General features: G+C 72.6%; 12 protein-coding genes. 9 read left to right on the top strand and 3 right to left on the bottom strand.

Annotated features, from left to right (window positions below; genetic code table 11):
* Positions 1-140: 140 nt before the first annotated feature.
* Complete coding sequence (locus ACVJ1F_RS14650) at positions 141-875, top strand: M50 family metallopeptidase (protein ID WP_456887115.1); 735 nt, start codon at positions 141-143, stop codon at positions 873-875.
* 37 nt (positions 876-912) lie between these two features.
* On the opposite strand, the gene ACVJ1F_RS14645 is transcribed toward ACVJ1F_RS14650, so the two are convergent.
* Positions 913-1452 (bottom strand): adenine phosphoribosyltransferase, encoded by a 540-nt coding sequence (locus ACVJ1F_RS14645; RefSeq protein ID WP_054147222.1) that lies wholly within the window; start codon positions 1450-1452, stop codon positions 913-915.
* A gap of 142 nt (positions 1453-1594) precedes the next feature.
* On the opposite strand from ACVJ1F_RS14645, the gene ACVJ1F_RS14640 reads away from it, so the two are divergent.
* The 3 genes from ACVJ1F_RS14640 to ACVJ1F_RS14630 are packed head-to-tail and all read left to right on the top strand — an operon-like array spanning position 1595 to position 3614.
* Positions 1595-2632: a M4 family metallopeptidase gene (locus ACVJ1F_RS14640; protein ID WP_456887113.1), complete on the top strand. Its 1038-nt coding sequence runs from the start codon at positions 1595-1597 to the stop codon at positions 2630-2632.
* 56 nt (positions 2633-2688) lie between these two features.
* Positions 2689-2988 (top strand): protealysin inhibitor emfourin, encoded by a 300-nt coding sequence (locus tag ACVJ1F_RS14635; protein WP_056048144.1) that lies wholly within the window; start codon positions 2689-2691, stop codon positions 2986-2988.
* The gene (locus ACVJ1F_RS14630) at positions 2985-3614 is read left to right on the top strand and encodes a hypothetical protein (protein WP_159826836.1); all 630 of its coding nucleotides are present in this window, start codon (positions 2985-2987) and stop codon (positions 3612-3614) included. Before ACVJ1F_RS14635 ends, ACVJ1F_RS14630 begins: the two co-directional genes overlap by 4 nt.
* Before the next feature lie 134 nt (positions 3615-3748).
* Here ACVJ1F_RS14630 and ACVJ1F_RS14625 read toward each other — a convergent pair whose 3' ends face one another.
* Entirely contained in the window at positions 3749-4717 is a 969-nt protein-coding gene (locus ACVJ1F_RS14625; RefSeq protein ID WP_456887111.1) for a LacI family DNA-binding transcriptional regulator, read from the bottom strand.
* Positions 4718-4895: 178 nt separating this feature from the next.
* On the opposite strand from ACVJ1F_RS14625, the gene ACVJ1F_RS14620 reads away from it, so the two are divergent.
* The 5 genes from ACVJ1F_RS14620 to ACVJ1F_RS14600 all read left to right on the top strand — a co-directional run bounded on the left by ACVJ1F_RS14620 (position 4896) and on the right by ACVJ1F_RS14600 (position 9823).
* The gene (locus ACVJ1F_RS14620; protein WP_456887109.1) at positions 4896-5720 is read left to right on the top strand and encodes an ABC transporter permease; all 825 of its coding nucleotides are present in this window, start codon (positions 4896-4898) and stop codon (positions 5718-5720) included.
* Positions 5717-6514 carry an ABC transporter permease gene (locus ACVJ1F_RS14615; protein ID WP_233568518.1) on the top strand — a complete coding sequence of 266 codons (798 nt, stop codon included), beginning with the start codon at positions 5717-5719 and terminating at the stop codon, positions 6512-6514. The genes ACVJ1F_RS14620 and ACVJ1F_RS14615 overlap by 4 nt, the downstream gene beginning before the upstream one ends.
* Positions 6511-7521, top strand: coding sequence for an ABC transporter ATP-binding protein (locus ACVJ1F_RS14610; RefSeq protein ID WP_456887107.1), 1011 nt, complete (start codon positions 6511-6513; stop codon positions 7519-7521). The genes ACVJ1F_RS14615 and ACVJ1F_RS14610 overlap by 4 nt, the downstream gene beginning before the upstream one ends.
* A gap of 113 nt (positions 7522-7634) precedes the next feature.
* The gene (locus tag ACVJ1F_RS14605; protein WP_456887105.1) at positions 7635-8705 is read left to right on the top strand and encodes an extracellular solute-binding protein; all 1071 of its coding nucleotides are present in this window, start codon (positions 7635-7637) and stop codon (positions 8703-8705) included.
* Positions 8702-9823, top strand: a complete 1122-nt coding sequence (locus tag ACVJ1F_RS14600) for an adenosine deaminase family protein (RefSeq protein ID WP_456887103.1) — start codon at positions 8702-8704, stop codon at positions 9821-9823. Before ACVJ1F_RS14605 ends, ACVJ1F_RS14600 begins: the two co-directional genes overlap by 4 nt.
* A 96-nt stretch (positions 9824-9919) precedes the next feature.
* On the opposite strand, the gene ACVJ1F_RS14595 is transcribed toward ACVJ1F_RS14600, so the two are convergent.
* On the bottom strand, positions 9920-12211 hold the full coding sequence (locus ACVJ1F_RS14595) for a HelD family protein (protein ID WP_456887118.1): 2292 nt from the start codon (positions 12209-12211) through the stop codon (positions 9920-9922).
* Between the last annotated feature and the right edge of the window lie 133 nt (positions 12212-12344).

Genomic DNA, 12344 nt, shown 5'->3' with positions numbered 1-12344 from the left:
GGTGGGCCCGGGGGGGGGGGGCGCCCGCCCGCCCGGCCCCACCCCCCCCGGGGGGGCCCCCCCCCGGGGGGGGCCCCCGGGGGGGGGCCGGGGGGGGGGGGGGCCCCCCCCCCCCCCCCCCCGCCTCCTAGGCTCGTCGGGTGGACGCACTCACCGACCTCTGGGCCCGGATCAGCCAGCTCGCCGCCCCCCTGCCCGGCTCGTGGCTGCTCGGCAGCGTCGCCGCCGGCCTGCTGCTCGTGCTGCTGCCGGGCACCTGGCACACGGTGCGGCACGCCGTCACCGTCGTGCACGAGGGCGGGCACGGCCTCGCCGCGGTTCTGACCGGTCGTCGGCTGACGGGCATCCGACTGCACTCGGACACCTCGGGCCTGACCGTCTCGAAGGGGCCGCGGACCGGGGCGGGCATGGTCATCACGTTGCTCGCCGGCTACACCGCACCCGCGATCGCCGCCCTGGGCGCCGCGTGGCTGCTGTCGGCCGGCTACGCGGCCGGGCTGCTCTGGGCCCTGCTGCTGCTGCTCGCGCTGATGCTCGTGCAGATCCGCAACTGGTTCGGGCTCTGGGTGGTGCTGCTCGGCGCCGCCCTCGTCGTCGCCGTGACGTTCTTCGCGTCGCCGACCTGGCAGGCGGTGTTCGGACTCGTCGTGACGTCGGTCCTCGGCTTCGGCGCGCTGCGGGCGTCGCTCGAACTGCAACGGAGCCGGCGGCGCTCACGCTCGACCGCGTCGGACGCCGACCAACTCGCCGGGCTGACCCGGGTGCCGGGCGTCGTCTGGGTCGGGGTCTTCGTGATCGTCGCCCTGGGCTGCCTGCTGGGCGGGGCGGGGTTGCTCTTCCCCGGTGCGCTCGAGGCCGCTCGGTCGTTCGCCTGAGGTCCGACGGCCACCGGCACCCGGCCGACGCGAGACGTCAGGCGGGGGCGGACGACAGGGCGTGAACGGGGACGTGGCCCTCGAGGCGGGCCCGGCCACCGAGACCGTCGAGCTCGAGCAGCACGGCGACGCCGGCCACGACGTAGCCCGCTCGTTCGAGCAGGGTGACGGTCGCCTCGACCGTGCCGCCGGTCGCCAGCACGTCGTCGACGATCAGGACGCTCGACCCCGCCGGGATCTGGTTCGGACGCAGTTCGAGCGTGGCCTCGCCGTACTCGAGGGCGTAGCTCTCGCTGAGGACCTCGCCGGGCAGCTTGCCCGCCTTGCGCACCGTGAGGACGCCGACGCCCTGCTCGATCGCGATGGCCCCGGCGAGCGCGAAGCCGCGCGCCTCGATGCCGGCGACGGCGACGAACCCGCCGTCGAACGGCTCGGAGAGCGCCGTCGTCACGGTGGCGAAGGCGTCGGCGTCGGAGAAGAGCGGGGTGACGTCGCGGAAGAGGATGCCGGGCTTCGGGAAGTCGGGGACGACGGCGATCTTGCTGTCGACGAACGAGGAGGCATCGGTGACGGTCATGCCCTCAACGGTAGTCGGGCGGACGGCGCCCCCCGCCCCTCGAGCCCTGCTGCGTCCGTCCCCGCGACGCGCGACCGACCGGTACGTCACGATCGTGTGAACAGTCGGGCCCGATGTCGGAGGCGCGTGCGAGAGTGCACGCATGTCGCGGTTCATCGTCCCCCCGTACCTGCTCGCCCACCTCGCCGAAGCCGATTCGCCCCGCCTGCACCGGGCACCGCAGGCCGCACGCAACGGGCTGCTCGCGATGGAGGCCGTCGACCGCAACGCGACTCCCCCGGTCGTCCGGGGGGCGCTCGGCGCGGACTCCGTGCTCGAGCGCACGGTGTCCGACGCGCAGGGCACCGAAGAACTGCCGGGCGTCCGCGTCCGCGGCGAGGGCGAACCCGCCACCGACGACGTCGCCGCCACCGAGGCGTACGACGCCCTCGGCGCGACCTACGCGCTGTTCCAGGAGGTCTACGGGCGGTCGTCGATCGACGGCGCCGGGCTGCCGCTCGACGCGACCGTCCACTACGGCCAGGACTACGACAACGCCTTCTGGAACGGCGAGCGGATGGTGTTCGGCGACGGCGACGGCGAAGTCTTCGGGCGCTTCACGGCCTCGGTCAGCGTCATCGGGCACGAGCTCACCCACGGCGTCACGCAGTACACCGCGAACCTCACCTACCAGGGGCAGTCGGGTGCGCTCAACGAGTCGGTCAGCGACGTGTTCGGGGCGCTCGTCGAGCAGCACCTGTTCGGGCAGACCGCCGACGACGCGACCTGGCTCATCGGCGAAGGGCTCTTCACCGCCGAGGTGCAGGGGCGGGCGCTGCGGTCGATGAAGGCCCCGGGCACCGCGTACGACGACGACGTCCTCGGGAAGGACCCCCAACCCGCCCACCTGGACGACTACGTCGAGACCACCGACGACAACGGCGGGGTGCACCTCAACTCGGGCATCCCCAACCGGGCCTTCTACCTCGTCGCCGAGGCACTCGGTGGCGAGGCCTGGTTGCGGGCGGGGCAGATCTGGTACGACACGCTGACCGGCGGCACGCTGTCGACCGAGGCGACCTTCGCGCAGTTCGCGGCGGCCACCGTCGAGGCGGCGACCACACGGTACGGAGCGGACTCCGACGAGACCCGCGCGACGTCGGCCGGGTGGGAGGGCGTCGGGGTCACCCCGGCCAGCTGACGCCGGCCGGCACGAGACCCTGCTGCCCCGGACACGGCCGGGGTAGCATCGCGCCCATGAAGGTCACCGTGTCGCGCTCCGGTGGCTTCGCCGGTCTCACCCGCAGTTGGACGGTCGACGTCGACTCCGAGCCCGACACCGAGTCGTGGCTCGTCCTCATCGACCAGGTGCCCTGGTCGCAGGCCCCGGCCGCCGCGCAGGCCGTGCAGCCCGATCGCTTCGTCTGGGTCATCACGGCCGAGACCCGGCCCACCCGCAAGGCCAAACTGCCCGAGCAGCAGGTCACGGGGCCGTGGCGCGAGCTCGTGGACCGCGTCCGCAGCACCTCCGAGGCCGAGGCCGGTCCGACCCGATGAGCGACCGCACGCGCCGACCTCGTCGGCGTCTCTCGGGCGAGGTGCTCGCGGGGCTGCTCGCCCTCGTCGTCCTCGTGGCGGGCGGGGTCGGGGTGGCCGTGGTGCAGAGCGGCAACCCGCTGAACGTCCGAGGGGCCGTCACCGCGCCTCCGTGGGGTCGACCCGCCACCGACCGGCTCGAGACCCGGGCCGCCGCCGCCGGTCTCGAGAACGTCTGGGGCCAGGACCTCGCCATGCACGTGCACACGCACCTCTCGATCACCGTCGACGGGCAGGCGGTGACCGTGCCCGGCGACATCGGGCACGACTCGGACGCTAAGTTCGCCGCCGAGATCCACACGCACGACACGAGCGGCATCGTGCACGTCGAGTCCCCCACCCGCGAGACCTTCGTGCTGGGCCAACTGTTCAGCGAGTGGGACGTCGCCCTCGACGGACGCGGGGTCGGGTCGCTCGGGCACGACGACGGGCTCGAACTGCACACCTTCGTCGGCGGCAGCCCCTACACGTCCGACCCGGCCGGCATCCCGCTGCGGGACTTCGAACGCATCGACCTCGTGCTCGCGCCGATCGGCGAGACCGTCACCGCGCCTCCGGCCTTCGCCTGGCCCGCCGACTACCGCTGAGGCGCCTCCCGCTGAGGCGCCCGACACCCGACGCCCGACGCCTGACGCCCGACGCCCGGCGCCCACCGCCGAGCCTCCCCCGGCCCGGCCGCCTCCCGCCGAGCCGCGTCGGGCTTCGCAGCCCGTCGTCGAGGTCAGGGCCAGCGGACCGGCACCGGGAGGCGCGTGGAGGTCGGCTCGGACGGCCCACCCGGTGCCAGCAGCTCGAGCAGGCGCCCGGCCGCGACCCGCCCCAGGTGCTCGCCGTCGACGTCGATCGCCGGGACGCCGACCAGACCGAGGGCGTCGACGACCATGCGTTCCGAGCTGACCGTCACGGAGCGGTCGCGGTGCTCGTCGGCCCGGAGGACGAACATCAGGCCGAGCCCGATGGCCGTCGCGTAGGGCACGACGGCCGTCGCCCCGGAGGCGAGGACGTGGTCGCTCGCCCGGACGCCGGCTTCGAAGGTCGACGGGTAGGGACCCAGCACCGTCAGCTCGGCCCGGCCGGCCGCCGCGTCGACCACCGCGGCCGTGCGCTGGGTGTTCTGCCACGAGCCGTCGGGCCCGCCGAGGTAGACGACACGCTCGTGCCCCTCGACGACGAAGCGCGACACGAGCGAGCCGAAGGCGGCCGCCGTGTCGGCGACGACCGACGACACCCCGGCCACCTCGCGGTCGACGAGCACGGTCGGCTTGTGGCCGGTCGCGGCCCGCACGACGTCGTCGGCCCCGCGAGGGGCGACGACGATGAACCCGTCGACCTGGTGCGACAGCCGCTCGAACGCCGCCAGCTCGCCCGCCTCGGCCAGCGGGTGGACGGCGACCGTCAGCTGGAGGTCGGCCTCGCCCGCCGCGGCCTGGGCCCCGGCGATGATCGGCGTGAAGAACGCGTTGTCGAGGGTCGGCACGACGAGCGCGACCACGCCCGTGCGCCCCCTCGCCAGTTGGCGGGCCGCCCGGTTGGGCACGAAGCCGAGCTTCTCGGCGGCGGCGAGCACGCGTCCGGCCGTGTCGGGCGACACCAGCTCGGGGCGGCTGAGGACGCGAGAGGCGGTGGCCTTCGACACGCCCGCCAGCGTCGCCACGTCCGCCAGCGTCGCGAGCCGCCCTGCCCCAGTCATGCCCACCACCCTAGGGCCTCCGTGAAACCGGTCCCGCGCGGCGGTCCGACGCTTGTAACAAGGTGTTTACACGGCGGGGCCGACGCAGGCGACCAGCGCCCTTAGGGTCGATGTAACCGGTTTCACCCGAGGTGGGGTCGGCATCCCCCCAGAGGCCACACCGATCGGAGGACAACCCGTGACGTCCCGCAAACCCGCGCTGCTCCTGCTGCTGCCGGGCCTCGCGTTCCTGCTGATCGGCTTCGCGGTGCCGTCGCTCGCGATGCTCTTCGCCCCACCCGGCGTGACCGCCGGCGAGATCGTCGGCCGCCTCGGCCAGATGCTCACCGACCCGTTCGACCTGCGCATCATCGGTCGGACCGTGGGGCTCGGCCTGGTCGTCACGGTGATCTGCGTGGCCCTCGGCTTCCCCATCGCCTACTTGCTCGCCCGCTCGACCTCGCGCTGGTCGGGCGTCCTGCTCGCCCTGGCGATCTTCCCGCTGCTGCTCAGCAACGTCGTCCGCACCTTCGGGTGGCTCGTGGTGCTCGGCAAGAACGGTGCCATCGGTCAACTGCTCACGACGCTCGGCCTGGTCAACGAGGCCCCGCAACTCCTCTACACCGAGTTGGCGATCGTGCTGGGTCTGACCCAGTTGTTCCTGCCGCTCGCGATCATCTCGTGCTACTCGGCCGTGGCCCAGGTCGACCCGGGCCTCGACGACGCCGCCCGCGGACTCGGCGCGAGCCGCACGCGAACCTTCTGGAGCATCGTCGTGCCCCTCTCTCTGCCCGGCGTCGTCGTCGCGGCCACCCTCGTCTTCGCGGGCTCGGTCACCGCCTACACGACCCCGTACCTGCTCGGCGGCTCGGGCCAACGCATGCTCGCCACCCAGCTCTTCTCGTACTCGAGCGTGACGATCGACTGGGCCGGGGCCTCGGCCACCGCCCTGATCATGACCGTGTTGGTCTTCGTCGTCTCCGGCCTCTCGTCGCTCGTCGCCCGGAAGGGAGCCACCTCGTGACCACCCGCCGCCCGGTCGCCGGCACGCTCGCCGTCGCGGGCTACGTCGTGATGATCGTCCCGATCCTCTTCGTCGTCGCCACCGCGTTCACGAGTGAACGCACCCTGCGCTTCCCGCCCCAGGGGTTCTCGCTGCGCTGGTTCGAGGCCGCCTTCGGCTACGACCCGTTCACCCAGGCCCTGGTCTCGAGCCTCCAGCTGGCCCTGATCGCCACCGTGCTCGCCCTGCTCGTCGGCATCCCCGCGACCCTGGCGATCCATCGCGGCAGGCTGCCGGGCAAGGGCCTCGTCGAGGCGCTGTTCCTGTCGCCCCTGATCGTGCCCGAGCTCGTGGTGGGGCTCGCGCTCTACCAGCAGCTCGTCATCGGGTTCCGGCTCGACGCCTTCCCCGTGCTGTTGATCGGGCACACCGTGTTGATGCTGCCCTACGCGGTCCGCGTGACCGGCGCCTCCCTGGCCCTGGCCGACCCCGCCCTCGAGGAGGCCGCCCGCGGTCTCGGCGCGTCTCCCCTGCGGGCCTTCGTCACGGTGACCCTGCCCCTGCTGCGGCCCGGCATCTTCTCGGCGGCGCTGCTCAGCTTCGTCACCTCGTTCAACAACGTGCCCCTGTCGTTGCTGCTGCAGAGCCGCGACTTCCGCACCCTGCCCGTCACGATGCTCGACTACGTGCAGCAGAGCTACGACCCCATGGTCGCGGCGATGGCCACGCTGATCCTCGCGGGCACCGTCGTCATCGCCGTCATCGCCGAACGCACCGTCGGCTTCGCCAAGATCTTCGGAGGCATCAACAGATGAGCACCGCAGCAGAATTCGTCGCCGTCAGCCAGGTCTTCGGCGACTTCACCGCCGTCGACTCGATCGACCTGTCGATCGCCGAGGGCAAGCTCACGACGCTGCTCGGCCCGAGCGGCTGTGGCAAGACGACGAGCCTGCGCATGCTCGCCGGCTACGCCGCCCCGACGTCGGGGACGATCCGCATCGCCGGCGTCGACAGCACGCGCACCCCACCCGAGAAGCGCGACCTGGGCATGGTGTTCCAGTCCTACGCACTGTTCCCGCACCTGAGCGTCGCCGACAACGTCGGCTACGGACTGAAGCTGCGCGGCGTCGACACCGCCGAGCGCCGCCGTCGCGTCATGGAGACCCTCGACCTGGTCGGCCTGGCCCACCTCGCCGGCAGCAAGCCGAAGAAGCTCTCGGGCGGCCAGCAACAGCGCGTCGCGCTGGCCCGCGCCATCGCCATCCGGCCGAAGCTGTTGCTGCTCGACGAACCCCTGTCGAACCTCGACGCGCGCCTGCGCGTCCAGATGCGCGCCGAGATCCGCCGCATCCAGGGCGAGACGGGCCTCACCGTCGTGTTGGTCACGCACGACCAGGACGAAGCGCTCGAGATGAGCGACGACATGATCCTCATGCGGGCCGGCCGGATCATGCAGCAGGGCTCGCCCCAGCACGTGTTCCCGAACCCGGCGAACCGCTTCGTCGCCGACTTCCTCGGCTACGAGAACTTCGTCACGGCGGCCGACGGCACGCTGCTCGCGATCCGCCCAGAGCACCTCGGGGTCGTCCCCGAGCCCCCCGCAGGAGGCGCGGTGCCCGACGGCCTGCAGCTCGCCGGGGTCGTCACCGACGTCGCGTACCGCGGGGTCGACCTGCTCGTCACCGTGCAGGCCGTCGACGCCGCCGGTGCGGAGGTGCGCCTGCTGTCGGACGTCCGCAGCACGGGCTCCGAGACGGTCGCGATCGGCGACCGGGTGACCGTCACGGCGCCGGCGTCGCGACTCGTGGCCCTCGCCGACTGACCCGCCCGGTGCGCGGAGCCGCGCGCGCCTCCTCGGGTCTTCCCTCCACCATCCCACCCACCCGCGTTCCACACCGCCCGGTCTCGCCGAGACCGCCCCGAAAGGACACGACCATGACCTCCACCCTCCGCACCCGCCTGGCGATCGTCGCCGGCGTCGCCGTGACGACCCTCGTGCTCGCCGGCTGCTCCGCCGACGGCGGCGGCGAGCCCGACGCCGACACGATCACCGTGAGCACCTTCCCGTTCGGCGTCGAGGAGTTCCAGGAAGCCGTCATCGACCCGTTCACCGAGAAGACCGGCATCGAGGTGGTCGTCGACACCGGATCGAACTCCGACCGCCTGTCCCAGCTGCAGGTCGCGGGCGGGCAGCCCGACGTGGACGTCATGCTGATCTCGGACTACTACGCGGCCCTCGGCCAGGAGGACGACCTCTTCCAGCAGGTGGACGCCTCGGCCGTGCCGTCGCTCGACGAGATCGCCGACTTCGCGAAGGAGGACTCGTACCTCGGCCCGGCCTACAGCTACCAGCTCAACGGGACGATGTACTCGACCGACGAACTGACCGCCGACGAGGCCGCGCAGTGGAGCCTGTACGGCGAAGAGGAGCTCTCGGGCAAGGTCGCCCTGCCGGACATCTCGGTGACGGCCGGCCAGCTGATGGTCTCGGGCGTCGCGGAGGAGTACGGCGACGGACCCTACGACATCGACGCGGCCCTCGACCGGCTCGGTGAGTGGGCCCCCGGCGTGCTGCAGTTCTACAGCTCCTCCACCGAGGTGACCAACCTGCTGACGCAGGGCGAGATCGTCGCCGCGGACTCCCTGAGCGGCTTCGCGACCGACCTCGTCGAGTCCGGCGAACCGATCGCCTGGACGGCCCCCGCGACGGGCCGCTACATGGCCACCAACCGCGCGATGATCCCGACCGGCGCCGAGAACGTCGACGGTGCGAACCAGTTCATCGACTACCTGCTCTCGGTCGAGGCGCAGACCTCGTCCGCCGAGATCGTCGGCGACCTGCCGGTCGCCCCGGGCGCCACGGTGCCCGACACGATCGAGGCCGTCGTGGGCGACATCGCCGCCGACCCGGTCGCGGCGGGCTATTCGACCCTCGATCCGACCGAACTCGTCCCCACCCGCTCGGACTGGGTCGACCGCTTCGCCCGCGAGGTGACCTCGCGGTGACGGACACCACCCTGCCCCCGGCCTACCTGGAGCGCATGCCCAAGGTCGACCTGCACTGCCACCTGATCGGGACGGTCCGCGCGAGCACCTTCGCCGAGTTGGCGCGCCGCGAGGGTCTCGACCTGCCCGACGAGCCCGAGCGGATCTTCGCCGACATCAACTCGCTCCCGCCCGACCCGGCTCTCTACCGCGACACGCGCATCCCCGTGCCGCAGGGGCGCAGCGTCGACGAGCCGGAGGTGTCGTACTCGCTGTTCCAGGCCTCGAACTGGGTCGTCGAGGTGCTCCGCGACGCGGACGACCTCACCCGGATCGTCTACGAGGCCTTCGAGGACGCGCACCACGCGAGTGCGACGCGGCATCTCGAGCTGTTCTTCGACGCCGTCCCGCCGCACCTCGCGTCGCTCGGCTACACCGGCTCGGTGGAGGCCTACGCCGAGGGCATCCGGCTCGCCGAGCGCGACTTCGGCATGACCGGGCGCATGATCCAGGGCATCGACCGCAGCAGGAGCGGCGAGCACGCCCTCGAGCTCGTCCGTCAGGTGGTGGACCACCCGCACGAGTACGTGGCCGGGATCGGTCTCGACAACCTCGAGACGAGCGGGCCACCCGAGCGCTTCGTCGACGCCTACCGACTCGCGGGCGAGGCCGGGCTGGGCCGGACGGCCCACTCGTCCGAGCACTCCCCCACGGCGGTCAACACGATCACGTGCCTCGACCAGCTCGGCTGCGACCGCATCGACCACGGGTACTACGTGCTCGAGGACGACGAGGTCGTCGCGCGCGTGCGCGACGAGCAGGTGGCGTTCACCGTCGTGTCGACGACCTCGCGACGGTCGTGGCGTCCCTGGCGCCGCGCCTCCATCGAGGCCATGCTCGAGGCGGGCCTGAACGTCGTGCCGGCCTCCGACGACCCGGGCATGTTCCCGACGACCCTCGCCGCCGAGTACCGCATCGTGCACGAACAGATCGGGGCCACCGCCGACCAGGTGCGCTCGATGGCCTCCGCTGGCGTCGACGCCAGCTGGCTGCCCGCCGTCGAGAAAGACGCCCTGAGAGCACGCGTCGACCGGGAGTTGGCGGCCCTCGACGACGAGTTCGGGGTGGCCGGGGCCTGACCGGGTCAGGGGCCGAGCCGGCGCGGGGGCCGGGCCGGCACAGGCCGAGCCGGCCGGCCCCGGCGCGCCCCGACCCGGCCTGCGAGACGACCCGGCCTACGAGACGACCGTGAGGCGTTGCGTGGGCCGGGTCATCGCCACGTAGAGACTGGCGTTGCCGCGTCGGCTCGCCAGTCGGACGCGCTCGGGGTCGACCACGACGACCGAGTCGAACTCGAGACCCTTCGACGTCGCCGGACTCAGCACCGAGATCGGCTTGGTCAACGACGCCGTGCCGGCGGCCACGAGACCGTCGAACTCGGCCGACAGGGCCTCGACGAGGGTCGAGACGGCCTGCTCGGGGGCGATCACCGCGAGCGTGCCCTCGGAGTCGATCGCCCGGTCGGCCCGGACGGCGTCGACGGTGGCACGGACGAAGTCGTCCTTCGAGGAGGCGCCGGTCACCTCGCGGACCGGCCATTCGCTCGAGCGCACCGATCGGCTCGGGGTGATCTGCAGACCGCTCGCCGTCGCGACGCCCTCGGCGTAGGTGACGATCTGCGCCGGCGTGCGGTAGTTGACGGTCAGTTCTTCGAGCCGCCACGGAGCCGACGTGCCCTGGGCGCCTCCGCCGCGACGACGGCCGAGCAGGGCCTGGAGGGCGCGGTCCCACGAGGTCGCCGACGCCGGGCTCGACGCCTGGGCGATGTCGCCGACGACGGTGAACGACCGCAGCGGGCAGCGCCGGGAGAGCAGTCGCCACTGCATGGGCGAGAGTTCTTGCGCCTCGTCGACCACCACGTGGCCGAACGCCCAGGCACGGTCGCCCGCGGCCCGCTCGGCCGTGGTCATCGACGCCGCCCGCTCGGCGAAGCCGCCGGCGATCTGTTCGGCACTGACCATGCCCTCGACGCCCATGTTCTCGATCGCCCGCTCGGCGTTCTCGATGTCGCGCTTGCGCTGGGCCTTGCGGGCCAGGCGCTCGGGGTCGACACCGGTCTGGAACTCGCCGAGCAGCTCGGCGGCCTCGTCGAGCAGCGGCACGTCGGACACCGTGAAGCCCGCTCCGCGTTCGCGGCGCAACAGGGCGCGCTGCTCGGGCGTCCAGCGCGGGGTGATCGACGCGAGCCAGTTCGGCCGGGCGAAGAGGTCCTCGACGAGCTTCTCCGCACTGAGCGGCAGCCAGGCCGTGTTGAGCAGCACGCGCACGTCGTAGGACTGCCGGATGTCTTCCCGGAGGACGGCCTCGTCGGACTCGTCGACCGTCGTGCCGTGCTCGCGCATCTGGTCGACCAGCTGACGCGTCAGGGCCGAGAGGGCCGCCTTGTTGAAGGTGACCCGGGCCACGTTGTGGGGCTTGCCGCGCTCCTGGGCCTTGCGCATGGCCTCGCCGACGAGCTCCGGTCGCACCACGAGTCGTTCGCCGTTGATGTCGATGGTCGTCGGCTCGGCCGGGCGGACCTGCCGCGACCGGACGGCGCGACGCATGAGCTCGGCCATCTCGGCCGACCCCTTGAGGGCGGCGACGTCGGGCGCGTCGTCGGTCTGGGCCTCGACGCCCGGGTACAGGCCGCCGAGGCTCGACAGGACGACGCCGCTCTCGCCGAGGGACGGGAGCACCTGTTCGATGTAGCGCAGGAACGACCGCGACGGCCCGACGACGAGCACGCCCGAACCCTTGAGCCGGTCGCGGTGCGAGTAGAGCAGGTACGCGGCCCGGTGCAGCGCGACGGCCGTCTTGCCCGTGCCGGGGCCGCCCTGGACGACGAGCACGCCGTCGAGCTGAGAGCGGATGATCCGGTCCTGCTCGCCCTGGATGGTGGCGACGATGTCGGTCATGCGGCCGGTGCGCTGGGCGGTCAGGGCGGCCATGAGCGCCCCCTCGCCCTGCAGCTGCACGTCGTCGCGATCGAGCAGGTCGGGGTCGAAGACCTCGTCCTCGAGTCGGGTGACCGTGCGGCCGTCGAGGGTCAGGTGACGACGGGCCCGGGCGCCCATGGGCGTCGCGGCCGTCGCCTGGTAGAACGCGCTGGCCCCGGGGACGCGCCAGTCGAGCAGGATCGGGTGGTGGGCCTCGTCGCGCAGGCCGATGCGGCCGATGTAGCGGTAGCGCCCGCCCTCGCCCGGTTCGGCCGGGCGGTCGACGTCGCCGGTCTGGCCGAGCAGGTCGGGCGTCTCGAGCTCGAGGCGACCGAACGCGAGCCGTTCGTCGACCGAGCCGAGCTGGACGATGGTGTCTTCGTACAGGCGCGCGTAGGCGTCGCGCTCGCTGCGGCTCTGGTGGTTGCCGCCGACGGTCTCGCGGCGGGTCCGTTCGAGACGGACGCGGGCGTCGGCCTTAAGCTCGTCGAGGCGTTCGTAGAGGGTGCCCACATAGGCGCGTTCGCGGTCGATCTCGGATGACAACAGGTGTTCGTACCCTTCGGGAAAAGTCGGCACGCCAGTCTAGCTTCCGACCACCGACGGCGAGGCCCGGGAATCCGTCCCGGGACGCAGGAGGCGCGCTCGTCCTCGGGGGACGAGCGCGCCTCCTGGGGTGGCC

This window comes from Frigoribacterium sp. 2355 (assembly GCF_054060695.1).
Note: the sequence above shows the minus strand (reverse complement) of the source record. Positions and strands in the feature narration are given on the sequence as shown.